General features: G+C 44.5%; 22 protein-coding genes and 1 pseudogene. 3 read left to right on the top strand and 20 right to left on the bottom strand.

The features are described 5' to 3' along the window. Positions 1-4: 4 nt before the first annotated feature. Together DKT75_RS14490 and egtB are read right to left on the bottom strand one after the other, a co-directional pair. Positions 5-964, bottom strand: a complete 960-nt coding sequence (locus tag DKT75_RS14490; RefSeq protein ID WP_109824153.1) for an L-histidine N(alpha)-methyltransferase — start codon at positions 962-964, stop codon at positions 5-7. Beyond that, positions 961-2121 carry an ergothioneine biosynthesis protein EgtB gene (gene egtB, locus DKT75_RS14485; protein ID WP_109824152.1) on the bottom strand — a complete coding sequence of 387 codons (1161 nt, stop codon included), beginning with the start codon at positions 2119-2121 and terminating at the stop codon, positions 961-963. Before egtB ends, DKT75_RS14490 begins: the two co-directional genes overlap by 4 nt. 303 nt (positions 2122-2424) lie before the next feature. Between egtB and DKT75_RS14480 the strand changes: the two genes are divergently transcribed. Further along, positions 2425-2730: an NIPSNAP family protein gene (locus DKT75_RS14480; RefSeq protein WP_109824151.1), complete on the top strand. Its 306-nt coding sequence runs from the start codon at positions 2425-2427 to the stop codon at positions 2728-2730. Between the two features lie 74 nt (positions 2731-2804). Here DKT75_RS14480 and DKT75_RS14475 read toward each other — a convergent pair whose 3' ends face one another. From DKT75_RS14475 to DKT75_RS14425, 11 genes are all read right to left on the bottom strand, one after another. Then, on the bottom strand, positions 2805-3581 hold the full coding sequence (locus tag DKT75_RS14475) for a M48 family metallopeptidase (RefSeq protein ID WP_109824150.1): 777 nt from the start codon (positions 3579-3581) through the stop codon (positions 2805-2807). After that, positions 3581-6847 (bottom strand): type I restriction endonuclease subunit R, encoded by a 3267-nt coding sequence (locus tag DKT75_RS14470; protein WP_109824149.1) that lies wholly within the window; start codon positions 6845-6847, stop codon positions 3581-3583. Before DKT75_RS14470 ends, DKT75_RS14475 begins: the two co-directional genes overlap by 1 nt. A 53-nt stretch (positions 6848-6900) precedes the next feature. Then, positions 6901-7188 carry a helix-turn-helix domain-containing protein gene (locus DKT75_RS14465; RefSeq protein ID WP_109824148.1) on the bottom strand — a complete coding sequence of 96 codons (288 nt, stop codon included), beginning with the start codon at positions 7186-7188 and terminating at the stop codon, positions 6901-6903. After that, complete coding sequence (locus DKT75_RS14460; protein WP_109824147.1) at positions 7181-8488, bottom strand: type II toxin-antitoxin system HipA family toxin; 1308 nt, start codon at positions 8486-8488, stop codon at positions 7181-7183. Before DKT75_RS14460 ends, DKT75_RS14465 begins: the two co-directional genes overlap by 8 nt. A gap of 81 nt (positions 8489-8569) precedes the next feature. Then, positions 8570-9022, bottom strand: a complete 453-nt coding sequence (locus DKT75_RS14455; RefSeq protein ID WP_211665446.1) for a macro domain-containing protein — start codon at positions 9020-9022, stop codon at positions 8570-8572. A gap of 43 nt (positions 9023-9065) precedes the next feature. Next, complete coding sequence (locus tag DKT75_RS14450; protein ID WP_109824146.1) at positions 9066-10307, bottom strand: restriction endonuclease subunit S; 1242 nt, start codon at positions 10305-10307, stop codon at positions 9066-9068. Between the two features lies 1 nt (position 10308). Next, on the bottom strand, positions 10309-11157 hold the full coding sequence (gene dinD, locus DKT75_RS14445) for a DNA damage-inducible protein D (protein WP_109824145.1): 849 nt from the start codon (positions 11155-11157) through the stop codon (positions 10309-10311). Continuing rightward, on the bottom strand, positions 11150-12661 hold the full coding sequence (locus DKT75_RS14440) for a type I restriction-modification system subunit M (protein ID WP_109824144.1): 1512 nt from the start codon (positions 12659-12661) through the stop codon (positions 11150-11152). Before DKT75_RS14440 ends, dinD begins: the two co-directional genes overlap by 8 nt. A 95-nt stretch (positions 12662-12756) precedes the next feature. Beyond that, complete coding sequence (locus DKT75_RS14435) at positions 12757-13389, bottom strand: hypothetical protein (RefSeq protein ID WP_109824143.1); 633 nt, start codon at positions 13387-13389, stop codon at positions 12757-12759. A gap of 57 nt (positions 13390-13446) precedes the next feature. Next, on the bottom strand, positions 13447-15363 hold the full coding sequence (locus tag DKT75_RS14430; RefSeq protein WP_211665444.1) for a B12-binding domain-containing radical SAM protein: 1917 nt from the start codon (positions 15361-15363) through the stop codon (positions 13447-13449). A gap of 63 nt (positions 15364-15426) precedes the next feature. After that, complete coding sequence (locus tag DKT75_RS14425; protein WP_109824141.1) at positions 15427-17115, bottom strand: M14 family zinc carboxypeptidase; 1689 nt, start codon at positions 17113-17115, stop codon at positions 15427-15429. Between the two features lie 121 nt (positions 17116-17236). On the opposite strand from DKT75_RS14425, the gene DKT75_RS14420 reads away from it, so the two are divergent. Then, positions 17237-18175 (top strand): LysR family transcriptional regulator, encoded by a 939-nt coding sequence (locus DKT75_RS14420; protein ID WP_109824140.1) that lies wholly within the window; start codon positions 17237-17239, stop codon positions 18173-18175. A gap of 58 nt (positions 18176-18233) precedes the next feature. Here the strand turns inward: DKT75_RS14420 and DKT75_RS14415 are convergent, their stop codons facing one another. The 5 genes from DKT75_RS14415 to DKT75_RS14395 all read right to left on the bottom strand — a co-directional run bounded on the left by DKT75_RS14415 (position 18234) and on the right by DKT75_RS14395 (position 24421). Then, positions 18234-20057, bottom strand: a complete 1824-nt coding sequence (locus tag DKT75_RS14415) for an ABC transporter ATP-binding protein (RefSeq protein WP_109824139.1) — start codon at positions 20055-20057, stop codon at positions 18234-18236. Then, positions 20054-20971 carry an ABC transporter permease gene (locus tag DKT75_RS14410; protein WP_109824138.1) on the bottom strand — a complete coding sequence of 306 codons (918 nt, stop codon included), beginning with the start codon at positions 20969-20971 and terminating at the stop codon, positions 20054-20056. Before DKT75_RS14410 ends, DKT75_RS14415 begins: the two co-directional genes overlap by 4 nt. Next, the gene (locus DKT75_RS14405) at positions 20968-21891 is read right to left on the bottom strand and encodes an ABC transporter permease (protein ID WP_109824137.1); all 924 of its coding nucleotides are present in this window, start codon (positions 21889-21891) and stop codon (positions 20968-20970) included. The genes DKT75_RS14410 and DKT75_RS14405 overlap by 4 nt, the downstream gene beginning before the upstream one ends. A gap of 113 nt (positions 21892-22004) precedes the next feature. After that, a complete protein-coding gene (locus DKT75_RS14400) occupies positions 22005-23582 on the bottom strand; it encodes a peptide ABC transporter substrate-binding protein (RefSeq protein WP_109824136.1) in 1578 nt (525 codons plus the stop codon). A gap of 197 nt (positions 23583-23779) precedes the next feature. Next, positions 23780-24421 (bottom strand): glutathione S-transferase family protein, encoded by a 642-nt coding sequence (locus DKT75_RS14395; RefSeq protein ID WP_109824135.1) that lies wholly within the window; start codon positions 24419-24421, stop codon positions 23780-23782. A gap of 403 nt (positions 24422-24824) precedes the next feature. On the opposite strand from DKT75_RS14395, the pseudogene DKT75_RS22290 reads away from it, so the two are divergent. Continuing rightward, positions 24825-25066 (top strand): annotated as a pseudogene (locus tag DKT75_RS22290) (IS256 family transposase); the annotation flags it as partial. 98 nt (positions 25067-25164) lie between these two features. Here the strand turns inward: DKT75_RS22290 and DKT75_RS14385 are convergent. Next, entirely contained in the window at positions 25165-25488 is a 324-nt protein-coding gene (locus tag DKT75_RS14385) for a low molecular weight protein tyrosine phosphatase family protein (protein WP_109824134.1), read from the bottom strand. Positions 25489-25575: 87 nt separating this feature from the next. Further along, a complete protein-coding gene (gene pyrC, locus DKT75_RS14380; RefSeq protein ID WP_109824133.1) occupies positions 25576-26625 on the bottom strand; it encodes a dihydroorotase in 1050 nt (349 codons plus the stop codon). Between the last annotated feature and the right edge of the window lie 76 nt (positions 26626-26701).

Below are 26701 nucleotides of genomic sequence, written 5' to 3'. Positions count from 1 at the left end.
CAATCTACGACTCAGAAGCACTTCGCTCCAAAATAAAGTCACCATAATAGGCTTTACTGTCTTTTAAGGTGTTAACCAGATTAAAGTCCGTATCTTTCAAAATACCCGCCAGCACCTTCTTATTATATTTTCGCGAGATCTCTACGTGAACTTTCTCACCCGCTTTAAACGAATAAGTTTGCCCAATCGCGCCAATTGTTACCGTCTGGTCTACTTTGCTCTGGATAAAACTCTTGGCAATACCCTCTTCTTCCGTGTACTCAGGCGCATGCTCAAACTGACTTACATCGAAGTCACCCGACAACTCACGGTTAATACGCGTCAGCAAATTCAGGTTAAACGCCTTAGTAACACCCTGTGAATCGTTATAAGCGGGAAGCACAACATCAACAGGCTTAATCAAGTCAGCACCCAGTACTACGCGATCACCCGGCGCTAAGTTTTCACCTAGGCTATACATAAATGCAGCGGCTTGCTCGTCGCTCTGATTACCAATATTTGACCCTAAAAACAGCACAACCTTAGGTGCATGACTGTCTTTAAGCGTCTTCAGTATTTCAAAGTAATCACCCTGCTGTGCTTTGATAGATAAGCTCAGCAGCTCAGGCTGCAAAGTCTCAACTAAGTGTTCAAGCACATTCCCCGAGATATCAATCGGCAGATAATCAAAGTCATAACCTTGATCAAGTAATCCCTTCAGTAAGAACTTAGTCTTACTACCATCACCCGCACCCATCTCTATTAACTCGAAATGCTGCGACTTATTCATCCCCAACGCATCAATTAACAGTGGTGTTTGCTCGGTAAAAATCTCAAGTTCGGCACGCGTTAAATAATACTCAGGTAAAGCCATGATCTGCATAAACAGCTCATCGCCTTTCTTATCGTAAAAGTACTTAGAAGGAAGTGTCTTGCTTGATTTACTCAAGCCCGCATCAACATCTGCGGCAAATTGTGAATTCATTTTGCGAGTCGTATCCCTGAAAATTGCCACTGAAAGTAAGGGTGGAAAAAGTTGCGGTAACTTAAACGACTATGACCTTCAGACGTTGCTACCGACGCACCACGCAATACCATTTGATTAACCATAAACTTGCCGTTGTACTCACCCACCGCGCCTTCGCTAATCGCAAAGTTCGGATAAGGTAAATAAGCAGAACTTGTCCACTCCCAGCGCTTGCCCCAGTCTAAACCTGGCGCGGCCACTTCCCACTCAAACTCAGTCGGTAAGCGGCAACCTTTCCACTGTGCAAACGCATTCGCTTCGTAGAAAGACACATGACTTAAAATCGCGTCAGGATCAACAGGCTGTAAACCTGCTAGCGTGTAGTAAAACCACTCGCCATCAACCTCTTGCCAATACAGCGGCGACTTTACTTCGAATTTATTTACCCACGCCCAGCCTTCATCTAGCCAGTGATTAAAGTTCTCATAACCACCTGCTTTCATGAACGCTAGGTATTCACCATTGGTGACCAAGCTCGTCGAGATTTCAAATGATTGAATATAGGTATTGTGAACGGACTGCTCATTATCAAAACAAAAACCGTTGCCTTGATAACCAACTGAATGCACGCCCTGACCAAATGACAACCACTCAAACTCCGAGTCAGCATTGTGATCAGCCACTAGGTTGCTATCTTTACGATAGACGGGTGCCATTGGATTCAACGCCAAAACATACTTTAAATCAGTAATCAGTAGCTCTTGATGTTGTTGTTCGTGGTTAAGTCCCAACACCACTAAGTCTTCAAGTTCTTGTGAAACCTCACCAGCCAGTAGCTCTGCCATATAAACGTCAACATGCTGGCGGTATTGGTAAACCTCACCCACAGTTGGGCGTGTCATCACACCGCGCTCAGCACGCATTGCACGCTTACCAATGGTTTGGTAATAGCTGTTAAATAAGAAGTTAAACGACTCGTTAAATACCTCATAGCCTTCGAGGTGTTTTTGTAAAATCATGGTTTCAAAGAACCACGTTACATGCGCCAAGTGCCACTTTGGTGGACTCGCATAATCAACGGCTTGAGGGACGTAATCCTCAACATTGAGTGGTTTGCAAAGTTGCTCTGTGTATTGCCTAACATCGCGATACGCTTGTGTAAGGTTCTTTTTCATCGCTGCCTTATTTTGCTTAATGTTTATTATGCGTACTCTTTAAACTACCGTCGAAGCGTAACGAGTTCATCATTAATTGGCAAATAGTAATAGGATTTTGAACGTGACTTGTTAAGCCCATAGCGTTATCAGGGGTATAGATGATAACAATCTGTGGGGCTTTTATGGAGATGTGCATGCTAGAATGCGCGCTCCTTGATGGATGCTATCGAGGCAATGGTAGTAAATTTACTGCTACCTTTAATAACACACCGAACCATCGGCCTTATTTGCTTTGCAAATAAAAAACAAGAGGAATGAATCATGATTACATGCCAGTTAAGCTATGTGATAGACGCAGAAAAAATAAATGAATTTGAACATTATGCCAAATTATGGATTGCCATCGTTAATAGACTTGGCGGACAGCATCACGGTTATTTCTTACCTTCTGAGAGCACTGGCGATATTGGTTTAGCCTTGGTGAGCTTCCCTAGTTTTGCCGCTTATGAGCAATATAAAGAAAAGGTGGCTAACGATGCCGATAGCCAAGCTGCTATTAATTACGCAAAAGAAACAAAATGTATAACACGCTTTGAGCGTAGTTTCCTTAGACCTGTATTGTCATAATACAGACCTCAGTGGGGCTAGTATGTCTGCCTGAAGTCTTACTCAGCCCCTAAATTAGTCTTTGGATCGAATTTTCACTCGTTTAAATACAACTCCGCCATACCATCCAAACGGCTTTTTACATCCTGCCATTGCGGCATCACGCTACTCAGTAAACGCCAAAAGCGTTCACTGTGGTTGTACTCCGCAATATGACAAAGCTCATGCAAGATCACATAATCAATACACTCCTTTGGCGCTTTAATCAGATGCGGGTTTAACATCAGACTGCCCTTTGCCGAACAACTTCCCCACTGCTTACTCATCGGCAACACACGAAAACTAGGAATTCCTTTTACCCAAGTTGCCTTCGGTAACAAAGCAGCTAAACGCTCATGAAAAACCCGCTCTGCCCGTAAATGATACCACTGCCTAACCATCACTTTAGTATAGCCACCTTTACGCTCATCAAAACGTTTAAGCGTTACCAACAACTTGCCACGCTGCATTTTCACCATTGGCACAGCCGCTTCGTCTTCCACGACTTTCAGCACATAACGTCTGCCCAAATAAAACTGCACCTCGCCACTTACATAATGCTTAGACTGCACATAAGCCTGCTGTGTACGAAACTCCTGCAACGCTTCACAAATCCATTTCGCGCGCTTCATTATCGCTTCATGAACCTCTGACCGCTCCGCATCGTCAGGCGCATTGACCACCACCTCACAACTAGGATGAACTTTAATCGCTATTTTGCGTTTTTTACCTTCCACAACAGACTTACGAACTACGCCATAAGTAACCGCCTCATCACCATAGACAAAGCTATACTCTTCATCGTTCTGCTCAGTAGCACTGATCGACGTCATTAATACTTGCCCGACACACCTAAACGAATAACCTGAATCACATCCGCAATAATCAACTTAGCCTTTTCAATTCCACACGCCTTAAACAAGTCAGGTAATAACTTACTCGACACTTGCTTTTCAAGTTCCGACTGGTTAATAGAATACTCAGCTACCAATGCCATCACCACTTCATCAATCATGACTGCCAACGCAAAGCACTCATTCTCAGAAATATCATGCTCCTCACCCAAGTGACGAGGGAATAAACCGTAATACGCCTGAACATGACGCTTAATTTTAGGATCAAGCCCCGCAAAACGATCCATCGGCAAGTCTTTAACCTCACGAGCAACAACTTGCGCTTCCAACTCAGCAAACAACAAATACTGCTTCACAGGCGCATCAAACATCTCTTTAGCCTGCTCAATCGCCTGCTTTAGTAACTTAGAAAAATATTCCTGCGCATACGGGTCATCTGCTAGGTCTTGCTCAATGGACTTAGTAATACGCCCAGAAATCACATCCTTCTTATTACGCGCCTCATCATCACTCATCTCGTCAGGCTTAACGTCTTTACCCATATTACCAACCAGATATACTCCCTCTGGCTCTTCAATCTTCACGCCACCAATATGCTTATCCAACATGGCGCGAATGTTGTCTGCATACTCATCATAATCCACCGTTTCCTCAGCATCCGCTCGCACTTGCCTGCGCAAATCAGACATCGACTTCAAGGTCTTTTTATAACCCTCACGCTTATCATCAAAGCTCTTATCTTCAAAGTACGTTGCAGACTGTAACGCCACTTTCAAACAGTTAGCAAACGCAGACAGCACACTGTAAAAGTCTTCGCGCTTCTTCTGGTTAGTATCCGTCAACTGCCCGTCAATCGTATCAATTTTAGGAGCTAAGGCTTGCCGCAATGCTTCACCATCAGCCGTATTTTGAACACCATCAAAAATCGCCCACAACTCACTATATAAGCCCGGCAACTTTTTATACTCAGTCTCCATGCTGCTATATAAGCCCTGCAAATCATCCGCATCAAAGCCACCCAACGTGCGATCAGCCAATTCTTGATAATCCGCAATCGTCGCATCCAGCGCTTTCAAAATACCTCGATAATCAATTAGGTAACCAAACTGCTTCTTCTCATGCAAACGATTCACTCGCGCTATCGCCTGAATCAGGTTGTGCTCTTTCAACGGCTTATCGATATACAGCACGGTATTTTTTGGCTCATCAAAACCCGTTAACAGCTTATCCACCACAATCATCAGGTCTGGGCCGTCAGCCTCACCAAACGCAGCAATGATCTCCTGGGTGTAAGTCTTCTCATCCTGACTCCCAACATTTTCTTTCCACCAGTTCTGCACAACATCGGTACTTTCCTTATCTACCGAATCATGTCCCTCCCGTGTATCAGATGCAGACATCGCCACCACAGAAGTGACTTTGCCAATCTTATCCAAGGCATTTTTATAGTGAATGGCAGACGCTTTAGAGTCACAAGCCAACTGACCTTTCAAACCCTGCTGCTTAAAGTTCTGAAAGTGATCTGAAATATCATAAGCAATTAACGCCAAACGCCCTTCGGTTTGGTAGACCTGCCCTTTCTGCGCAAACTTACGCTTTAAATCTGTACGCTGCTTTGCCGACAGCTTGTCAGTAATACGGTCAAACCACGCATCAATCGCCTTGTCGTTAGTACTCAGCTCAGGAATACGTTCCTCATACAACAGAGGCGTCACCGTTTTATCTTCCACCGCCTGCTGCATGGTGTAAGAGTGAATAATCTTCCCAAACTTGTTTTCTGTCTTATCATCCTTCAACAACGGCGTACCCGTAAACGCAACATACGCAGCTTTCGGCAACGCCTGCTTCATACGAATATTATTTTCACCGTTTTGACTACGATGCCCCTCATCCACCAGCACAATCATGTCAGCGCTATCGTTAAAGCACTCAGGGTACTCAATCGCAGAACCAAACTTATTGATAATCGAAAAGATAATGCGTTCATTACCCTTACCGATTTGCTCTGCCAACCGCTTACCCGTGGTCGCCATCGCATCTTTCTTATCTCTGTCTGTCAACGCGCCACCCGATGCAAACGTACGCGCCAACTGACCTTCCAAATCCACACGGTCAGTCACCACAATCACACGGCACTTCGCCAACGCCTCAATCCAAATCAGCGCCTTCGACAAAAACACCATAGTGAACGACTTACCCGACCCCGTGGTATGCCAAATAACACCCCCTTCGCGAGCACCCTTCTCGTCAAACGAAGTCACTCGCTCAATGAGCGCTTTGATACCAAAGAACTGCTGATAACGCGCAACAATCTTTCCCGCTTTCTGGTCGAATAGCGTGAATAGCTTAGCCATATCCAACAAACGATCGGGACGTAATAATGACACCAGCAAGCGATCCTGCTCTGACACCACCAAGTCACCTCCAGCCGCAAGAGACATATACTCCGCACGTACTGACGCTGGGCGATGATCAAAAATAAGATCTAACTGTAACGGTGTTAATGACTTATTTTTTAGCGCCACAAACTCGCTTTCAGGAATAAGCTCTTCCTTCCACTTCGCCCAAAACTTTCTTGGCGTACCACAAGTCGCATACAAACCATCACGCCCACTTACCGATAACACCAACTGGCTGTAAGCAAACAAATGCGGGATTTCATCGACCTTTTGATTACGAATAGTTTGTGACACACCTTCCAGAACAGTCGGCTTACCCGCTTTAGACGAGTCAGGACGCTTCGCCTCAATCACTACCCACGGCAAACCATTTACAAAACAAACAACATCAGGAATACGCTTACCCGTGCCATTAGTGTTTTCAACCTCCATCTCTTCGGTAAAGTGAAACTGGTTATTCGCAGGCGTTGCCCAGTCAATAATCTGAATAGTTGGGTTAGCTTTTTTGCCGTCAATAAACTCCGTCACGCCAACACCATAAGTGAACGCGTTGTAGAGCTTTTCATTCGCGCCTTTTAACCCTTCATTCATCGCTGGCGCTGCAAGCTCTTGAACGATTCGATCAATCGCCGCACTCGACAAATGATGCATCTTGCCCATAAATGAAAAGGTTTTTTGTTGCAGAACAGCCTGTAATACATCAGGCAAGACGACATTTGATAAGCTGCCACGACGTGCCGAGCATTCTGTTGGTGGGATAAACTGATAGCCGAGATTTGTGAGTAGCATTAGCGCGGGGATTTTGGCGCTGTGTTCTTCGTTGTAGTTGGGAACGAGTGTAGTCAAAGCAGCACCTATCTAATTTAACGGTTCACATACAGTGCTGACATAATAAACGATTAATGATTTTTTGTAGAGCAAACACCCATAACTAACCCAAAAGGCTTTAGTAGCTTGTCTGCTGTCTTTATCGTAGGACAGCTTCGACCCGCTTCAATATTTTGAATCGTACGCTCCGCCACACCTGTCATTTTCGAGTATTCGGCAACCGTCAAACGTGTCCGTGTTCGCAAGGTTCGCAAAGCTGTCATTAACGACATGCCCGGCTGCTCACGAATCTCATCCAGCAATGCCTTACGCATTTCAATCTCTTCGAGAGGCGACAAGGTGTTATAACGTTTATCCATGCGTGAGTGCCTCAAGCTGGTTGGCAATACTTTCACACCGCTGACGAAAGCGCGTAATAATCTCATCGTCGACAGACAAGCGTTTCATCTCACTCGGTAGCTGACTCATTGGCTCAGCCATTGACTGTAGCGCCTGAACGATAGGAACAGCGCTCAACCCTGTTACCTCTGTGACCTGTGCAACCACAGACTGCCAATTCGGTAAACCTAAATCATCCGCATCCCAACGCGTTGTTCTGGCGATTCCGTCAGAGTGCAACACCATTGGAGCGAAGTCGAATAACGGCGTCAGCCCAACCCAACCATCTTCTTTACGCGTAATAGCCGTATTTCGACCATGGTTGTCTGTGTTACCTAATGCAACGTTAGCAATATCACGCTTTAAATATTCAATGATCGTTTCTAGTGGTTCGGTACAGGCCACAGCCAGCTTTTCACAGACTTCATTGTGTGAAAGTCTTGCACCAAAGCCACTGCGTTCACACAATGAATACAAACTTTCTTGAGCATATCGAGCAACTATCGACTTTTCTGATGCGATGCATTCGCGGTCAAAACGCTTAATAAACAGCGCGCGCTGATCTAGCATCAGAGACTCATGCACATGCAATCCCAAAATTTGGGCGAGTTCCATCCAGACAGATTCCAGCTTAAGTATGTTGTTTAATACAGGATGGTCACCGCGAGAAAACTTGACCAACCAATGTGCGACCGCTTGCTCATCGGGTAATTGATGGTCCAGATAAAACAAACCACTGGCATCCTGAGTCAGTAGCAGCTTTGGCCACTCACCCTGTACACCAGACGAACCTGCGATGAATAAACCGTGTTGCGCGAGGTGTTCTGTAAAACTCTCCCCTCGCGTGGCAATAGCCTCCTGAGTAAAACCTTGAGGCTCGCTGGTTCGTTTAGACTGCAACCACTCATGCGCTTCACGAATTCTGCAATTACCGATAGGGTTGCTTGCACCCGCTAACAGAAGCGACCAATCCGCACCTTGCCCAGCATTAGGCGATAGCGCCAACTGTCTCAATAGCTCCTGCCTGCCATATCCTTGCGGCAATAAATCCATCACAAAACCCGGCCATTGCTCTGACTGTGTTGCGTCTAAAGTCACAGGAAGGTTCCACGCAATCGCGTGTGCATCCCGCTTTTCTAGGTGATTAATAGCATGACTAGTTGTATAGGCGATATAGTTTTTAGCTTGCCAACCACGCGACGGTGGATCGAACAAACTAAAGCTCGCGACATCTTGCCATGAGTAGTTTAGGTAAAGCTGTAAGAAGCATTGATTGTCCATTATGGCATTATAGTATCAAAAATATAGGTAAAACCAGCTATATATACGCACTACAATAACAACAATATATTAGTTTTATGCTTACTGTGGAGGATAAACGCGCCATTCGATCTCTGGCAATTCAGCCAATGATTGCTGTATTAGTTTATCCACTTGCAGCCAATCTAGCCCACCTAAACCACTCCCTAAAGCAGGTATTGCCACCGATTTCAAACCAAGGCGACTCACTTCAGCTTTAAGACTATCAAGCCCCTGCTCAATATATTCAAGCTTAGAATTACCACGCCAGTGCGCTTTGGTTGGAAAGTTGAAGATATAAAACGGCGCGCTCACTGAGTTAAGCGAAACGACTAAGACAGAACCTGTCTCAAGCACCTGATCATCACAAGCTTTTTTGTATACTTTAAAGTTATCAGGAAAGGCTTTCTTAAATTGCAGCGCCAAGCCTTTGCCCATTACACCCACCGTATTCACCGTATTGATAATCGCATCTGCTTGATCGTGCAAAATGTTACCTGTTTGATAGGTAATCATAATGGCACCCTGATAGACACTTTGACTGGGACAGAACGTGCGCTCATAAGACTGCACCTGCCTCAGTATCCACTTTCACCCGACGCTTACCCGTTAATAACTGCTGCATCAGCGCCTTTTTTTCTTGTTTGAAATAGCCTAGCTTGAATTGTAGCTGTTCGACTTCTTTGTCTGCTGCGGTTAGGACTTGGGCGATTTTTTGTTGTTCCTGAGTTGATGGAAATAACACCCTACATTTATTGATCTCTCCTAAGTTAATTTTTTTAGGAAAAGCAACATGGATCGTCCTTTTGTACAACTCTCTATGAAATTCATGACTATTGATGTAATACCCCATGTACTGAGAATCAAACTTTTCGCGGTTAGCTTTTATCAACGCTAAGCTGACATAGAATGAAGCTCGTACATCCCAGTCAAGGCACTTCGCGGTACCTATATCGCCTATTCGGGTCATCAAAATATCACCACATTCCAACTTTACTCTTTTATTTTCTTTCGCGAATACTTCCTCGGAAATAAACTTGGTTTTGGAAAAATCACCTCGTGTCAGATGCTCAACACTATAAAAAGGAACTCCTTGTTCAACGTACTTAGGAGTTGAGTGAGTACCATCATATATCGAGGAAACCTCGCCCAATTCCACCTCTTCCCACTTCCCCTCAAATACCCGACCCGTTTCAGGATTCACCAAACGCTTTTTACCCGTCAAAAGTTGCTGCATCAGCGCTTTTTTCTGCTGTTTACTGGTGGCAATTAGCTTTTCAGTGGTGGCGATGGCCTTATCCCATGTTGAGAGGATTTTGGCGATTTTGCGTTGTTCTGGGAGTGGTGGGACGAGAATAGGCAGTCTTTCAAGCGTCGCTTTATTTAGCTTGAAACGTCCTGCTCCTTGTCTCGACAAAAAGTTTGTAATATCGCGATGTTTGAAATAATTGTAAAACCACTTAGAGTCACAAGTGTCAGAACTTTCTATAATATGCGCATGATTATTAACAGTGCACTTCCCAGAAATAAACTGTGTCTGTGACATAGTTGAAAACTTTAGGAAGTGATCACCATCTTCTCCAATTAACGCATAAGTACCATCCTGCTCGTACTCGGAGATATAGTCCTGAATCTTAGTCGGCCCATAGTAAGGATAATCACCTTGTATATGACTTCGAACCTCCTGACTAATTGGCTTACGAAAGTTATTCCTAATATTAAGCGCACCGGCTACTTTTGACAGCACCCACCCTTCAGGAACTTCCGAAACTCTTGCTTGGATTAGGTCAAGATTATTCATGCTAACCCTTCCCTTTCTTGCTAGCGATTTTAGCCTGCTTTCGTTCCAACTGATTTACGCTATCATCTGGTACGGGCAAGTTTTCCGGCATTGTTCCACCTAACGACTCAATTGTTTGTCGCACAGTTAGGCCAACCTCGTGATGAGTTTCATTCGCCTGTCTCTTACCTTGTACGTTATCGCGCTTCAGTTTTTCTTCAGTTTGCGTAGCACGGAATAAATTAGCAGCTAATTCGGTACTACCCATATGATCCAAAATTTTATGGGATTTTTTCAAACCTTTGCGCTTGTGGATACCCCTAGCATCCAAACCACCGTATAGACCTTTGTAGCCGTGGTTTTGAAATATCGCAAAGTCTATATTCCCTTCAACTCCAGCATTAGCAGCAGCATCGACCAGTTGCTTATTATGCTTTTTCAATTCATTTCGCAAAAACAAGCGTTTCTCGTCTTCTTGTAATTGACCAAATTGCTCGTTGTCCTGTAATTCTTGCCTACGAGTTTGTACAGCGAAATAAGTTTGCGCAGCAGCAATAATTGGTTTTGATGGATCAGCATTTTGAACAACCAGATAGCAAGCGTATCGAGACAGCGCAAAACTACTCATTTTTCGGCCTGCACCTGAGCCAATCTTGACCATCTCGTGCACCTCCACGAGATGGTCATTTACTTCATGGTTACTGTTTTGACAAGCCTGCTTTGCTTTTTCAATAACAGGTAAGAAATTACGAAATTCTGCATAGCCCAAAACTTTTGATAAAGCACGTGCATACCAAAACTCTGCACCATCATCAGCTGTCTGTTTCAACTGCTCAAAGAAGCGTTGTCCTGCTGTTAATTCATCACTCATAACCCAACTCCTTCAAATACCCCTTCATCTCCGTTTCCAACTTTGACAACTCAGCTTCCAAAGCCAATCGCTCACTGCGCACCGCCATCAAATCAATCTCAGCTTCTTCTTCAAAGGTATCCACATAGCGCGGAATATTGAGGTTGTAATCGTTCTCTTGAATCTCCGCCACATTGGCAAGATAAGCGTATTTATCAACGCTCTCACGGTCATGGTAGGTATCAACAATTTTCTGGATATTTTCAGCGGTCAGCAGGTTTTGGTTCTTGCCAGACTTAAACTCACGAGAAGCATCAATAAACAGCACTTTGTCATCAGTTTTGTTCTTTTTAAAAAGTAATATCGCAGCAGGTATACCCGTTCCAAAAAACAGTTTTTCAGGTAAGCCAATTACCGTATCCAGCAGGTTTTCATCAATCAATTGCTGACGAATTTTGCCTTCACTAGAGGCACGAAATAACACGCCATGCGGTACAACTACACCCATACGCCCAGTGTTTGGCTTGAGGGTTTCAATCATGTGCGAGATAAACGCGTAGTCGCCTTTGGTTTTAGGCGGTACTCCACGACGGAAGCGGCCATATACATCATCGGCAGCGTCTTCGTGTCCCCATTTATCCAAACTAAATGGCGGGTTAGCAGTCACTACGTCGAAGTGCATCAAGCCGCCCGTACTGTCTTGCAGCTTAGGGTTGCGGATGGTGTCGCCCCATTCGATACGGTGATTATCTTCACCGTGCAAAAACATATTCATTTTTGCCAACGACCATGTCGAGCCAATCGCTTCTTGACCATAGAGCGCGTATTTCTTTGAGCCGTTGAAGTTTTTCTGTATCTGCTTACCACACTTCATCAACAGCGAACCCGAACCACAGGCAGGGTCACAAATGGTGTCGCCTTCTTGCGGCTCAAGGATAATCGATAATAAATCAGAGACTTCAGGCGGGGTGTAGAACTCACCCGCTGACTTTCCGCTGCTCGACGCAAAGTGTTTAATCAGGTATTCATACGCATTCCCAATGACATCTAGCGTGCCAACACGACTTGGGGCAAGGTTTAGCGTGTCCTTTCCAAAGTCTTCTAGTAGGTGACGTAGTATGTCGTTTTTTTGCTTTTCATCACCCAGCTTGTCAGTGTTAAAGCTGATGTCCTGAAACACGCCTTTGAGTTTGCTGTTCGCTTCTTCAATGGCGTGTAGTGCTTTATCAATCCGCTCGCCATTTCCTGCTTCGTAACGCGCGTCATACACATCCCAAAACGAGCAGCCTTTAGGTATGTTATATGACTGGCTGGCTAACATTTCCGCAATCAACTCAGGTACGTCACCGTACTCAGCGGTTAGCTCTGCGACCTTGTCACGATGCACGTCTGATATGTATTTCAGGAACAACATGGTGAGGATGAAGTCTTTATAAATCGATGGGTCTACGGTGCCACGAAAGGTGTCGCAGGCGTTCCAGACGGCTTTGTTGATCTCGTCTTGGTTGATTGAGGTGTTTATCATTCTATCTCTTGCTAGCCGCTTAGTTATTTGTCTCATTAATAACAAATTTCGCTGATTTTAAATAGGGCTAAATAAAAACTCTCACAATCAAAACATTAACAATCTTCGTGAATCGCCTCACTCAGATATTGCTGATAAACAGGACTAGATGCAGTATATGGCCAACTTGGCCAATCAGTTCCACCTGAGTGCACTACCGAGCCGGCTAAATTATTCGCTAGTGGCAAGTTTTCAAAGTTAATCCACACACGAAACTTGCCTTCCTTATGGGTTAGTTCAGCTGTTTTTATTATGGCGATAATCGCTAGCTTGGCAGTATCGATGGTCTTTTGTCGTCCTGCTCCACTACCACCGTTTTCCGTATTCAGTGCTACTAGATCGAGAGTAAACGAGTAATCAAACACTTCACTCTCATTAAAGCGATCAAAGTTCAGTACTGGGTCTAGTACGGTTGTTTCATTAGCCAGCAGATTGATATTTTGGTAAGTACCCGGCCCGACCATAGACTGGTGGTAGGTTCTAGTTTCTGCAAAAACGCCTTTCACAATACTCGCCAGCGGGATACCGAAAACGGCCTCCATCGTTTGGCGATTCAAGCAAGTATAATCGCTCTGCACCTGCTTATAAGGAATGTAAAAATCAGCGTAAGCGCTACTGGTAGCGTGAGCGGGCAAGCTCGCGCCTAATAGACTAATTAGCAAGGCTACTTGAGGAATGTGTAACTTCATATTTGACTCCTTCTATATTCTATAAAAGTATAGAATAAAGTCGCCAGTACCGCTGTTTTACTGTGCTTTCTGTTGTATCGGTATGACCTTGCGTTCTTTTGGTACGTTAGCTAACGCCTTCTCAATAAAGTCAGCAGGTGTTTTTGGCTTCGCCAGTTTTTTATCAAACCAAAACGTCACAGGTTGTTCAAAACCAAGCTTGTGCATATAGTTATACAACGCCTTCTTCAAGCCCTTCCCCATCAACTCATGATTCGCTTTTACAGGGTCAACAAACTCAATATCATTATTGGCAAACGGTGCATCATCTGGCGGTAATAGCGTCACGCCGTATTCTTCAGGTTTTTGCCCGACAGGACTGTGAATCGTTGCAGAGAAACGATGCCAATAGGCCGAATGGATACATTCATTCTTCATCAACTGACGCACATACTCTAATGACTCAACAGTTTCTTGCTCGGTTTGCGATGGGAATCCATACATCAAATAAGCATGCACCAAGATACCTGCATCTGAAAATGCCTTGGTCACACGCGCTACTTGCTCGACGGTCACTCCCTTTTTCATTAACTTGAGCAAACGATCAGACGCTACTTCCAAGCCTCCTGAAATCGCTACACAACCAGAGTCTGCAAGCAGCTGACAACGCTCAGGGGTAAAGGTCTTTTCAAAACGAATATTGCCCCACCACGTGACTGTCAGGCCTTTTTCGATGATCTTTTTGGCCATCGCAAACATAACTTTTGGCGGTGCGGCTTCATCAACAAAATGGAAACCTGTTTGACCCGTTTCAGCAATCAGCTTTTCCATGCGCTCAACAATAATATCTGCGCCTGCTTCATCGTATCGACCAATATAATCCAAACCGATATCGCAAAAACTGCACTGCGTCCAATAACAACCATGCGCCATCGTCAGTTTATTCCAACGGCCATCGCTCCAGATCCGGTGCATTGGGTTAAGCATTTCACACAGCGACAAATACGATTCTAATGGCAAGCCTTGGTAAACAGGCGTACCGATTTCGCCGTGTGGAATATCGGGTAAGTCACTCTGACGTTGGTACTGCACTTGTCCGTTTTCTAGGAAGAAAGTGCGGTGTAAGTTTGCTGTTGGTGTATCGTTTTTAAGATGATCAAACAGCGTTAACAGCGGCTGCTCGCCATCATCCAAAATAATGTAATCCACAAACTCAAAAATACGTGGGTCTCTTAAGCTGCGCAGCTCGGTATTAACATAGCCACCACCTAACACAATGCGAGTGTTCGGTGAGTGCTCACGACAGGCACGCGCCATTTGTAATGCGCCCAGCATATTGCCGGGGAAAGGCACGGTGATCCCTAAAACATCTGGCTGCTCATCTTCTAAATGATTGATCAGTAGGTGCTGCAAGGTCGCTTCAACTAGACCGACCTCACCATTTAAGATCGCATATAACTCATCAAAGTGAGGGTTCGATGCCGCAAGGCTTTCACCGTAGCGAGAAATTTTGAAGTTTACATCCACGCCTTGGTGAATTACTTGCACCAAGTCATCGATAAATAGAGTCGCAAGGTGCTTGGCTTTGTCTTGTGTGCCTAGCTCGCCAAATGCCCATTGCAGCACATCACCTGTGGCTTCATCTAAACCTTCTAAGCCCTCAAAACTGGGGCCTTCTGGTAGAAAGCGGCGCGAGACTATACGTAGCGCAAGACTTGGATCTTTACCTTGAAGGAAGCGAATTGTGGGTAACACACATTGTTGATAACGTTCAAACTCTGAAAAGAATTGATAAATCGCATCAGGCAATTCGTCATCATCAAAGTCTGCGTAGTGATCCTCAACCACACTTAATATTTGCTCAAGACCTTCGGGCGTTAACAAGGTTAGCAACAGCTCGATGGCAAGGTCACGTTGTTCAACCTCGTAACCTTGTTCGCGAAGGAAGCCCGTTAAATACGCAGTCGCTGGGTACGGCGTATTGAGCTGAGTCATGGGAGGTATGCAGAGAAGTGTTTTCATCGAGGTATTTTATACGAGTTTTGCGATGGCTTTAACTCATTTAGCTAATTCATCAGCAACTGCCAATACCACTCGATAATGACTTTCATGCGCGACCATAAATGCCTCACCATAAACGGTTTCATCAGGTGCTTCCGTTATGATTTCAATAGGATAATCTGTGCCATTATCCTCACTAAAAACATACGGAACAACGCCTTCAGCAACTTCGAAATGGCTACCATCAACAATTGGAAAAAAGTTCTGCAACATCTCAATATTCTGCTGCTTTTGTGCATCAAACCCAATCACTGCTTGAATAGCAGCATCAAGCAGGATCCTCGCTTGTGCCTCAAACCCAGCGTGGTAACGGCAAATCAGAAAGAACCCTTTCGGAATCGTCCACGCCGTAAAGCCCTCAGGGACATAACCCGACAATGGCCGAGTCCACTCATGAGCAGGATAACCATGCAAATTAAGGTGTACGTCTGCCTGCAATTGCGCCTTTGCTAAACCACGAATCAGTGACTCATGAGAAGTACCACAGGTTAAATCTTTTCCCGTGCTGGTATAGCGCGCCGCATGATGCATGTGATTTGGGTTTTTTTCACAGAGCTGCTGGAATAGCGCATATCCATCCGGGTTTTCCAATGGGCATACCGTGAAATCCACGTTACCTCTTTGTTTTAAAACGTGTGCTGCGCGTAGTGCACCGACGACCCCACTACTTTCGTTAGCATGTTGCCCACCTGAAATAGCCAGTTTCACCGGAGCACCATTAATCACTGCACAACCGAGCACTGGTCGCCCTTGGCGTGACTCTGCATCAAAACGCACGCCTGACAGTGCGGCCAATTGATCTAATACTTGTAGCGGGGAAAGCCAGTGTTCTAAACGATTTAAGCTAGCCACTTTCTCCGAAACATGATTTTCAATGTCACTAGGTAGTGAGTGCTGCTCTATGCTTATTAACAAACTTGGCTCATCCGCAAAAACAACCTCAGGAACAATTTGTCCCAACACTTCTTTACCGCGATTGAGAGCGCTTAAACGATATTCAATAATCTCCAAAGCCGTAAAATAAAGATCCTCATGCATCGCCTCAATATATGAAATCGCATTACTACCAATCGCCAAAGGAACATCAGGCATCGGCAAACCAATGGAAATCATTAAGCGGTCAAAGAATGGCCCATTATTCTCATTTTTTGGAAGCAAAGGTAAGTCAGCGACATATTGACAGGCATCGTTATAAATAGAGTCAAACTCTGTGGCGAGGTAACGACCCTCACCTTGCTGGTTGATAACCCAGCCGCAAGCAACAAGCTGTCGCTTTTGAGTTTTACTCGTGACCCAGCGCACAGGAGCGGAAATACGTTGAATGACATTCTCAGTCACTATTTCATAAAAGGGTAACTCGCCCTCAGTTACTGTCGCTTTACAGGGCTCAAAACTGACAACGCCGTCTAGCAAACCAGTAATGGGATAACATTCCAAGCGGAAACGCTGCGGCTCATCACCGTCAATCACTGGATAACGGATAACGACATCGTTTACACCCTTACCCAGCTGACCCTCTAAAACGGTGTGTAACAGCGATTTATAAGCGCAATGTAGTTTGAGGTTCTTGCCACGAGCAGCCCACGCTTTCTCTACCTGTAAGCGAGATTCAAAAGGCTCGAATAGCCACGCCTCAACAGTATCGTCGGGGAGATTATATAAAGTGCGTGGATAGCTACGATTCATTCAACGTTCTCTTATTATTAAGTGAGATATTGTCACTATCTCGACTTTCACTTTAGTAGTGAAATGAGCTAACATCAAAGCATATTAAGTTATACTTAATAACTAAAGGTTATGATTCGATATGAAATTCAGACAAGTAGAAGCATTTCGAAACGTTATGCTATGTGGCACAACCTCCGCTGCTGCGGCTGAGATGAATGTATCCCAACCCGCTATTAGTCGCTTAATCAGTGACCTTGAGTACTCCCTTGATTTTTCATTATTTGACCGCCGAAAAGGTCGTTTAAAACCAACCTTAGAGGCCATTGAGTTTTTTAGAGCTGTCGAGGAAAGCTTTCTAGGCTTTGATAAATTGGAGTGTTTAGCAGAACAAATTCGCACCAAGCAACCCAAACAATTAAAAATCTCATGCACTCCCTCTTTGGCTGCCTCTTTATTGCCATTGGTACTGCTGGAACATCGCAAGTACCACCCCGATGAACGTGTCATTATCTATACCGATAACATAGCCCCCTTAATTACCAAACTTCAGGCAAATAGCATTGATATTGCCATTGGGTTGGAGTTTCCTGATTTAATAGGCATTAACAGCGAGCATATCGGTTGTGCACGCTTTGTATTTGCTGCTCATAAAGATCATCCTCTGGCTAAAAAAGACATCATTACACCAGAGGATTTGATCGGTGAAACTGTGTTATCCGTCATCTCAGACAAGCAACCAAACTATTGGAACAAGATCAGTGATAGCCTTGAAAGCGTAGGCACATCCCTAAAAAGAACCATCGACATTGACGCTGCTCACACTGGGTATGCAATGATCGCCGCAGGCATGGCCGTAGGGGTGATTGAACCTTTCTCTGCTCGTGTCTGGGGCGGGCGAGATGTTGTCACTCGCCGTTTTGAGCCACACGTTAGCTACACCTACGACTTAGCCTACCCAACAGGTACGCGACATCACCCTTCACTAGAGTCATTTGCCGAATCAGTGAAAAAGGTGGCCAGTGAAATGTCAGAGTTTCAAACATCTAACTTCACTGAGCCAGCGCTCCCAAAAATGTAAATAATCTCCCATATAACCCAACCTCAAAATCGAGAAGTTGAGTCCATAGTTAGCTTAGCTAGCTAATCAGCAGCTCACTAATATCATCATGCTCCGCCACAAAGTGCCCAGGAAAGCGTTCTTCCAACTTTGGAATATAGCCATCTTTCATTAAGTGCATTTTCGACGGCAAGAAGCGTAATCGCGCTGCAGGGTCCATTGGTGAAGACATCTCTCCTACCAACTTAATCCGCTGACGTTTTCGCTCTATTTTTGGATCTGGCAAAGGCACAGAGGAAATCAACTGCTGCGTATATGGGTGCTGCGGGTTACTGAATAAACTACTCGTATCCGTCAGCTCAACAACCGTCCCTAGATACAACACTAAGATACGATGCGAGATTTCCCAAACTACCGATAGATCATGTGAGATAAAGATAAACGACAGACCAAACTCTTTTTGCAAATCCATTAACAGATCAATGATCTGCGATTGAATCGAGACATCAAGTGCTGATACCGCTTCATCACATATCACCAATTTAGGCTTGGTAATAATCGCTCGTGCAATACCTACTCGCTGATTTTGCCCACCCGATAACTCATGCGGGTAACGATTAATAAACGAAGCATTCAGACCCACTCTCAGCATTACTTCGTTAACCCGCTCACGCATTTCTGCTTTACTCAGCTGACTTTCAAATACCGTCAGCGGCTCCATAATCGAAGCACCAATAGGTTTAGATGGATCGAGACTAGCTAATGGATCTTGAAACACAATTTGCAAATCACGACGCTTAGCTTTGAGTTCATCCTTTTGGATATTATTCAACGGTGAGCCTAACCAACTAACCGTGCCAGAGGTCGGTGGAATCAACTGTAAAACAGCACGCGCCAAAGTAGATTTACCACTACCTGACTCGCCAACAATACCTAAAGTTTCACCCGCTTGTAGGTCAAAACTCACACCATCTACCGCACGTAAAATAGCAGGTTTAGCAAACATGCCACGCGCCACTTTAAACTCAACACGAAGATCTTCAGCACGCAGAAAATCTCTACCCCCATCCTCATAGATCGCAACCTTGCTAACCTTTGAAGGCTTTGCACCAGTCACATCTATGTGCGGCACAGAGTCCAATAACATATTGGTATACTCGTGCTGAGGGTTATAGAAAATATCTTCTACCGAGCCTTCTTCCACATACTCACCGTGACGCATTACCTGAATGCGGTCACACATTCTGGCAACCACACCCATATCATGCGTAATCAGCGCAATGGCCGTTCCTTGCTCACGTCGCAAGTTATCCATGATGTCGAGTATTTCAGCCTGAATAGTCACATCCAAAGCTGTGGTTGGCTCATCTGCAATCAACAGATCTGGCTCACAAAGCATCGCCATTGCAATCATAATACGCTGACGCATACCGCCAGATAACTCATGCGGATACTGCTTAAGACGTCGCTTGGCTTCTGGCATTTGCACACGCTCCAACCAGTCCAAACAAATCGCCATCGCCTCACGCCCACCAATGTTACGATGCGTTCGCAGCACTTCCTGCATTTGCTTGCCGATGGGCAGATGAGAAGTCAATGAGGTCAGTGGATCCTGAAAAATCATAGACATTTTATCGCCACGAATTTTATTCAGCTCAGACTTTTTTAAACTTAGTAAGTCTTGGCCTTTAAACTCTATCTTGCCATTGGTGTGACCGTTACTACTGGTCAAACCCATCGCCGCTAAGAATGTCTGGCTTTTGCCCGAACCCGACTCACCCACAATGCCTAAGCACTCGCCTCTATCTAAATACCCGTTTATGCCACGAACAGCTTGAACAACACCATCGTCTGTATCAAAACTTACGGTTAAGTCTGAAACGGTTAATATACGCTGACTCATCGCTTTAGCTCCTTAGCATCAAAGGCATCTCGAAGGCCATCACCCACAAATAACAAACTGATCAGTAAAGTCACCAACACACCGGCTGGGAAAAATAATAACCAAGGCAATACTTCCATCACACCTGCGCCATCAGCAATCAATGTACCTAGTGACGTTAGTGGCTCTTGAACACCAAAACCCAGGTAAGAAAGAAAGCTTTCTGTCGCGATGATTTCTGGAATGGTTAATGCCGCATAAATCACTACAGGCCCAGTCAGATTTGGCACAATGTGTTTGAAGATAATCGCTGAGGTACTGAGTCCAGTAGCACGTGCTGCTTCAATGAACTCACGCTCTTTTATTGACAACGTCTGACCACGTACGATTCGCGCCATCGTTAGCCATTCCAAAGCGCCTATGGCTGCAAACAACAAAAATACATTTCGACCAAAAATAACCATCAGCAAAATCACGAACAAGATGTAGGGCAAAGCATACATAATGTCGACAAAACGCATCATTGCCTGATCGATACTGCCACCGATATAACCAGCAACAGCACCGTAACTCACACCGATAACCACTGATACGACAGTCGCAACTAGTGCTACCAACAGCGATATACGTGTGCCGTAAAGGGTTCGTGCCAGCAAGTCTCGACCATTCTGATCCGTTCCAAAGTAATGTCCTGAGTCCCATGACGGCGGTGAACGAAAAGCTGCCCAATCAGGATCTTCATAACCAAACGGAATAAGGTAAGGCCCGAAGATGGCGGATAAAATCAGTAGGCACAGAATGATCAAGGAGAGCATTGCTGCCTTGTTACGATAAAAACGCAAGGCCGCGCTTTGCATCAAACTACGGCCGCCCGTTTCTTTATCTGCTGTAAACGTATCTTCTACAATATTTTCTTTAAGTGACCGAATACTCATCGTGTTCTTACCCTCGGATCAAGCCAGGCGTAGAAAATATCCACCAGCAAATTAAGCACCATAATAAGCACCATGTAGAACACAACGGTGCCGAGCACCATGCCGTAGTCACGGTTCAACGCCGCATTAATGAAGTAACGACCAATACCCGGAATACCAAAGATGGATTCCACGACTAATGAACCTGTCAGCAAAAATCCAGCGGCTGGGCCAAGATAAGACAACACCGGCATCATCGCAGGCCTGAGTGCATGACGCCAAACAATCGCCGTGTCACTCAATCCTTTGGAATAAGCAGTACGGATGGCATTACTGTTAAGTGCCTCTATCATCGAACCACGCGTGAGTCGTGAGATACGTGCGATATGAGGCAGGCATAAAACCGTCACGGGCAGAACCAAATAGCTTATCGAGCCATCCCCCCAGCCCCCAACGGGAAGCCAGTTCAATTTCAGACCAAAGATCAGTTGTAGAATCGGTGCAACCAGAAAACCGGGGACCACCAAACCCATTAGAACAATCGCAGCCAATATATGGTCAGGGTAACTATTTCGTTTTAATGCACCGTAGACACCTATTGCAACACCGATAACCAGTGATACAAAAAATGCAGCGCCACCCAGAATCAACGTGTATGGCAGGCCAACAGCAAGCTGCTCACTCACGGTAAAGTCCGGCGTTGTAAACGACGGCCCCAAGTTTCCTTGAAGCACATTACCTACATATATGAAGTACTGTTCAATCAGGGGTTTATCTAAATTATAGTGTGCTGCCAGATTCGCTTTAATCGCTTCGGGTAGTGGGCGGTCACCATCAAACGGGCCACCAGGCGCCATTCGTAATATGAAAAAACATACGGTAATCGCAATCCAAAGTACTGGAATCGTGGTTAGTAGACGGTTAAATGCATATTTAATCACGTCAATCTACCCTCCTTATTTTTGAAAATGAAACATGCCACCAGCGTTGTTAACGTTTGATGGCACGTCCAAATGAGCCGAAGGTATTCCGACTCAAAAAACGTAGCTGCTAATTAATCTTCCTTAGTCAGCCAACGTGAAGGATGGATATCGAACGGGTTGTTTTCAAAGCCTTTAATCTTTGGCGAAACAACATTTTTAGTCGCAGTATAGTAGATCGGAAATGATGCTGACTCATCCAATGCAATCTGCTCAGCTTGCTGAAGTAACTTGGCACGCTCAGCAACATCAGAAGTTACATTCGCTTTATTCACTAAGGCGTCATACTCTTTGTTACTGTAACGACCATAGTTGTACGGCGTTCCTGATCTTAGCAATTTAAGGAATACATCTGCATCGTTGTAATCTGCACCCCAACCCGCACGAGCTACATCTAAAATACCTTGGCCGATTTCAGCGTAATGTACTTTTGTTTCAGTATTATAAAGCTCAACCTGCACACCTATTGGCTTCCACATAGACGCAATTGCAACCGCAATACGCTTATGATTATCATTGGTGTTATAACGTAGCTGCAGCTTTAGTGGCTTGTCTTTGGTAAAGCCTGCTTTTGCTAATAGCTTCTTTGCTTCTGCTACTTTCTCGCCGTATGGCAAGTCTTTCCAAGTGATTTGAGCAGAGGTGTAGTTAGCCAGTCCCGGTGGAACCCAAGAGTAAGCAGCGATCTCACCAGTACCTAATACCTGAGGTCCAATCACCTCACGATTGATACCCATTGAAAGTGCTTTACGCACATCAGCATTATCAAACGGTGCTTTCTGAGTGTTCACTGAGTAGTAGTACAAACTCGCCGAAGGAACAACCTGAGCTTGACCCGGTAAGTTCTTCTGCATCCACTCGTACTGATCCGTTGGGAAGTCAGTCATGATATCAAATTCACCGGCGCGGTAACGCTTAAGCGCTGCCGTTGTGTCATCAAGTGCGAAGAACTTCACATTATCGATGCTTACCTTATCAGCACCATAATACTTATCATTTTTACTTGTTAAAACATGAGAGCCTGGCACCCACTCAGTAGGCGTATAAGGGCCATTAGTAACGATGTTGTCTATCTTGATCCACTCACTACCTTTAGCGTCAACGACATGCTTTGGAATTGGGAAAGTCGTGAAGTGAGCAAGCGTGCCCACAAAGTAAGGCGTTGGTGACTCAAGTGTAATTTCAAGCGTTTTATCGTCTAACGCCTTAACACCCAGCTCATTTAAGTCTTTGATCTCGCCTTTATTGATCGCCTTAGCATTTTTTACTAAGTATTGGATATACGCATAACCCGCTGCTGTTTCTGGATTCATCAGACGCTGAAAACCGAAAACGAAGTCACCAGCCGTAACAGGCTTACCATCTGACCAGACGATGCCATCACGTAGTTTGAAGGTATACACTAGGCCGTCGTCAGAAACAGTCCAGCTTTCAGCCTGACCAGGTATTGTGCCACCTGTATTATCTTCAGCTACTAAGCCTTCAAAAACATCACTAACGATTCTATCTTCCCAGTTACCAGATACCTTATGAGGGTCTAGTGACGCAGGGTCAGAACCATTATGTATATTCAACGTGTTGGCCTGAGCCTGACCAAAGCTCAATATCAGAAACGATATTGGTAATATCAATCGGGAAAATAGCTTTTGCATAGAAGTCTCACTTAATCAAACTTTAGTGGAAAGGTGACTGAGAAGAGTATTTGATAATGGTTAAACGCTCCTCAGTATCAGCTACAACAAAACGTAGCCTGACTTCACCTTAGATATTCGAGAAGCTAATATCCAATCATATTAACGAATAAGCTATGCGAAAATGTTATTGGTGTTTTGGAGACGAAACTTGCCGTTTAAGACTGAAACGGCGATAGATCTATGCTTTCAATTTCACAAACAGCCTGCACTGTTGAGTTTGCAGTCATGCGTTTTAAGTAAGCGGCAAGATGCTTAAATGTTAAGGGTGACGTTGCCCCATGAAAAGACCAACCTGCCAGCATAAATAGGAAGTAGTCACAGGCTGTTAATTGATCACCCAATAAATACTGCTTACCTTCCAACTGGTCATTGATGATCGACAAGGCGTCTGCAATGCGGTCGCTTTGAGCGGCAACGATATTGGGGATCGTGCGCTCATCATTGGTATGCGTGTGAGCGTAGTTACTGAACATGAGATCAGCTTGAAGTGTATTGCTTAGGTAGGCAAGCCATTGGAAAAATAACGGTCGTAGAGGATCACCAAGTAACGGAATAAGTCCTTGTTCTGGGTGAAATTCACATAGGTGAATGCAGATTGCAGGGCTTTCAGTGAGAGGCTGACCATTTTCAATTAGCGTTGGAATAACACCTGCGGGGTTTAGCTTTAGGTACTCTGCTGACTTTTGGAATTTGGCTTTTTTGTCGACGAACAACAGCTCGTATTCCAAGTTCATATGGTGAAGTAGGAAGTGAGGCGCTAGGCTGGCATTGTTGGGGTAGTAGTATAGTTTGTACATGTTTAGCTCCGTGCTTAAGCTCATCAAATACCATTAAATTTGGTCAGCTCAAAACTCTAACATCAGCATCTGTTTATGCTCTAAACATTCTAGCTAAGATATCTATTAGTTTTCGAGGGATTACATTATTTTGTATACAAACACGCATACTGAAACAATATATATAATATGAACAAAAACTCTTATTGCATACCTCATGCTTGTAATATGAGACATGCAGTAAGGACTGTTATTTTTTCTATATGAAAAATATAAAGTATCGGGATAACCCGGTATCCCTAAATTTATATATGGTATGTCAATACCAGCCCTCCTAAGAAGACTTATAAACTGGTATGTTTCCAGAATAATAACTAACGGCCAATAAAAGATAAAATCAAAAAACCAACTCATATCTACTCCAGAAAGGTTTGCGGAAAAATGGGATCAAAAATACCCACTCATTAGCCGCTCATGGCGCAACCATATGACCAACTTGAGCACACTATTTATCTACCCTAAAGATATCCGCAAAGCGATTCAAGAAACCTCGAAAAAGTGGAATATGCCGATTCGCAATTGGAAATCGGCACTCAATCGTTTTATTCCCCTCAGGGGGGTGCCGAGGCCATCGAATTTGAAGAGCGATTAACTGATTATTTGTAACTAACCCAAAATGGCACTTACACAGGTAGATTTACACTCTCAATATAACTGGTACATACTTAGCTCCTTATATATAAAAGTGACTTTTGCTGCCTAATTTAAGTCACAAATTGTGGAACTTTCGCTTTCAAAATTCTTATAAGTTCTTCTTCCATATAGTCATAGTTATCAGGAATACTTAGACAAATGATGCTTTGATTTTTTATCTGCTCCCGAAACTTTTTCTGCAGTTTCTTTTTATGCGTCTGCTCCATAACAAAAATGTAGTCTGCCCACTCAACATCTTCTATGCTTATACACACATTGGCTCCAGCATTGAGACCAGCTGATCTAACATCCCAATCTTCTTTGTTACAAAAAATTGATTCTGCTGTAGGGCTTCTTAGCTTATTTTGACTGCAAAGAAATAGTATTTTTTTCATTTATAATTACCCCAATAAAACTAAACCAGCCGAGCAAGAATAAATAGCACTTTATGGCACCTACTCTCACCCAGCCACATATAACTGTTAAGAACCAACCGTCCAAAACAACTCAAACTTAGGGTCAAAAATAGTCATCTGTCCACCCGCAACATTCAACTTCTCTGAAATATCAATCGCCTGCTCACCCTTAGTCAGGGTCATTGTCGTTTCATTCACAGCCAAGCCATAAAACGCTGGGCCATTAAGCGACGTAAAGCGTTCCAAGTTTTCCAACTTACCTTCTGTTTCAAACAACTGCGCCAATACCGACATCGTCACAGAAACATTAAAAATACCCGCGCAACCACACGCACTTTCTTTCGCGCCATCTAAGTGCGGAGCCGAGTCAGTACCAAGGAAGAAACGAGGGTCGCCAGAAGTAGCCGCTTCAACCAGCGCCAAACGATGCGTTTCGCGCTTTGCCACAGGCAAGCAGTAGTAGTGCGGTTGAATGCCACCAACCAACATCGCGTTACGGTTAATCGTTAAGTGGTGTGGTGTAATCGTCGCAGCCACATTGCTATCGCAAGACTTAACAAATGCAACACCATCAGCTGTCGTAATATGCTCTAAGACAATTTTCAACTCTGGGAATGTTTTACGAACGCCAGACAAAATAAGCTCGATAAATACCGCTTCACGATCAAAGATATCAATATCCGCATCAACCACTTCGCCATGCACAAGCAATGGCATACCAATGTCTTGCATGGCTTGAAGTACAGGGAATATCGCTTCAACGTCTTTAACGCCAGCATCTGAGTTTGTGGTTGCGCCCGCTGGGTACAACTTCGCAGCAGTAATCGCGCCACTCGCAAAACCTTGACGCACATCAGCTGGATCAGTTTGCTCAGTTAGGTATAACGTCATTAACGGGTTAAACGACGTACCTTCGGGTAACGCACCTAAAATGCGCTCTCGGTAGCTCACTGCATCTTCAGTTTTAATCACTGGAGGTACAAGATTTGGCATAATAATCGCGCGAGCAAAGTGCGCTTCGGTATATCCCGCAACCGCTTTTAGCATCTCACCATCACGTAGGTGTAGGTGCCAATCATCAGGTGTGCGAATGGTGATCGAGGTTGGGGTATTCATGCCTAATCCTTTGAAACTATGCCGTTAAGAAGGCGCAAAGGATAACATTTAGCGATAAATTTTACGCCCTAAATCT

It is taken from the genome of Leucothrix arctica, from assembly GCF_003172895.1.
In the GTDB taxonomy this organism is placed as follows: domain Bacteria; phylum Pseudomonadota; class Gammaproteobacteria; order Thiotrichales; family Thiotrichaceae; genus Leucothrix; species Leucothrix arctica.
The sequence above is the reverse complement of the archived record's forward strand: the minus strand, read 5'-3'. Positions and strand labels throughout refer to the sequence as shown.

Bases quoted from the DNA above. Each gene is read 5' to 3' on its own strand.
- DKT75_RS14490 (WP_109824153.1), bottom strand. From the start codon at position 964: ATGAATTCACAATTTGCCGCAGATGTTGATGCGGGCTTGAGTAAATCA.
- egtB (WP_109824152.1), bottom strand. From the start codon at position 2,121: ATGAAAAAGAACCTTACACAAGCGTATCGCGATGTTAGGCAATACACA.
- DKT75_RS14480 (WP_109824151.1), top strand. From the start codon at position 2,425: ATGATTACATGCCAGTTAAGCTATGTGATAGACGCAGAAAAAATAAAT.
- DKT75_RS14475 (WP_109824150.1), bottom strand. From the start codon at position 3,581: ATGACGTCGATCAGTGCTACTGAGCAGAACGATGAAGAGTATAGCTTT.
- DKT75_RS14465 (WP_109824148.1), bottom strand. From the start codon at position 7,188: ATGGATAAACGTTATAACACCTTGTCGCCTCTCGAAGAGATTGAAATG.
- DKT75_RS14460 (WP_109824147.1), bottom strand. From the start codon at position 8,488: ATGGACAATCAATGCTTCTTACAGCTTTACCTAAACTACTCATGGCAA.
- DKT75_RS14455 (WP_211665446.1), bottom strand. From the start codon at position 9,022: ATGATTACCTATCAAACAGGTAACATTTTGCACGATCAAGCAGATGCG.
- DKT75_RS14450 (WP_109824146.1), bottom strand. From the start codon at position 10,307: ATGAATAATCTTGACCTAATCCAAGCAAGAGTTTCGGAAGTTCCTGAA.
- dinD (WP_109824145.1), bottom strand. From the start codon at position 11,157: ATGAGTGATGAATTAACAGCAGGACAACGCTTCTTTGAGCAGTTGAAA.
- DKT75_RS14440 (WP_109824144.1), bottom strand. From the start codon at position 12,661: ATGATAAACACCTCAATCAACCAAGACGAGATCAACAAAGCCGTCTGG.
- DKT75_RS14435 (WP_109824143.1), bottom strand. From the start codon at position 13,389: ATGAAGTTACACATTCCTCAAGTAGCCTTGCTAATTAGTCTATTAGGC.
- DKT75_RS14430 (WP_211665444.1), bottom strand. From the start codon at position 15,363: ATGACTCAGCTCAATACGCCGTACCCAGCGACTGCGTATTTAACGGGC.
- DKT75_RS14425 (WP_109824141.1), bottom strand. From the start codon at position 17,115: ATGAATCGTAGCTATCCACGCACTTTATATAATCTCCCCGACGATACT.
- DKT75_RS14420 (WP_109824140.1), top strand. From the start codon at position 17,237: ATGAAATTCAGACAAGTAGAAGCATTTCGAAACGTTATGCTATGTGGC.
- DKT75_RS14415 (WP_109824139.1), bottom strand. From the start codon at position 20,057: ATGAGTCAGCGTATATTAACCGTTTCAGACTTAACCGTAAGTTTTGAT.
- DKT75_RS14410 (WP_109824138.1), bottom strand. From the start codon at position 20,971: ATGAGTATTCGGTCACTTAAAGAAAATATTGTAGAAGATACGTTTACA.
- DKT75_RS14400 (WP_109824136.1), bottom strand. From the start codon at position 23,582: ATGCAAAAGCTATTTTCCCGATTGATATTACCAATATCGTTTCTGATA.
- DKT75_RS14395 (WP_109824135.1), bottom strand. From the start codon at position 24,421: ATGTACAAACTATACTACTACCCCAACAATGCCAGCCTAGCGCCTCAC.
- DKT75_RS14385 (WP_109824134.1), bottom strand. From the start codon at position 25,488: ATGAAAAAAATACTATTTCTTTGCAGTCAAAATAAGCTAAGAAGCCCT.
- pyrC (WP_109824133.1), bottom strand. From the start codon at position 26,625: ATGAATACCCCAACCTCGATCACCATTCGCACACCTGATGATTGGCAC.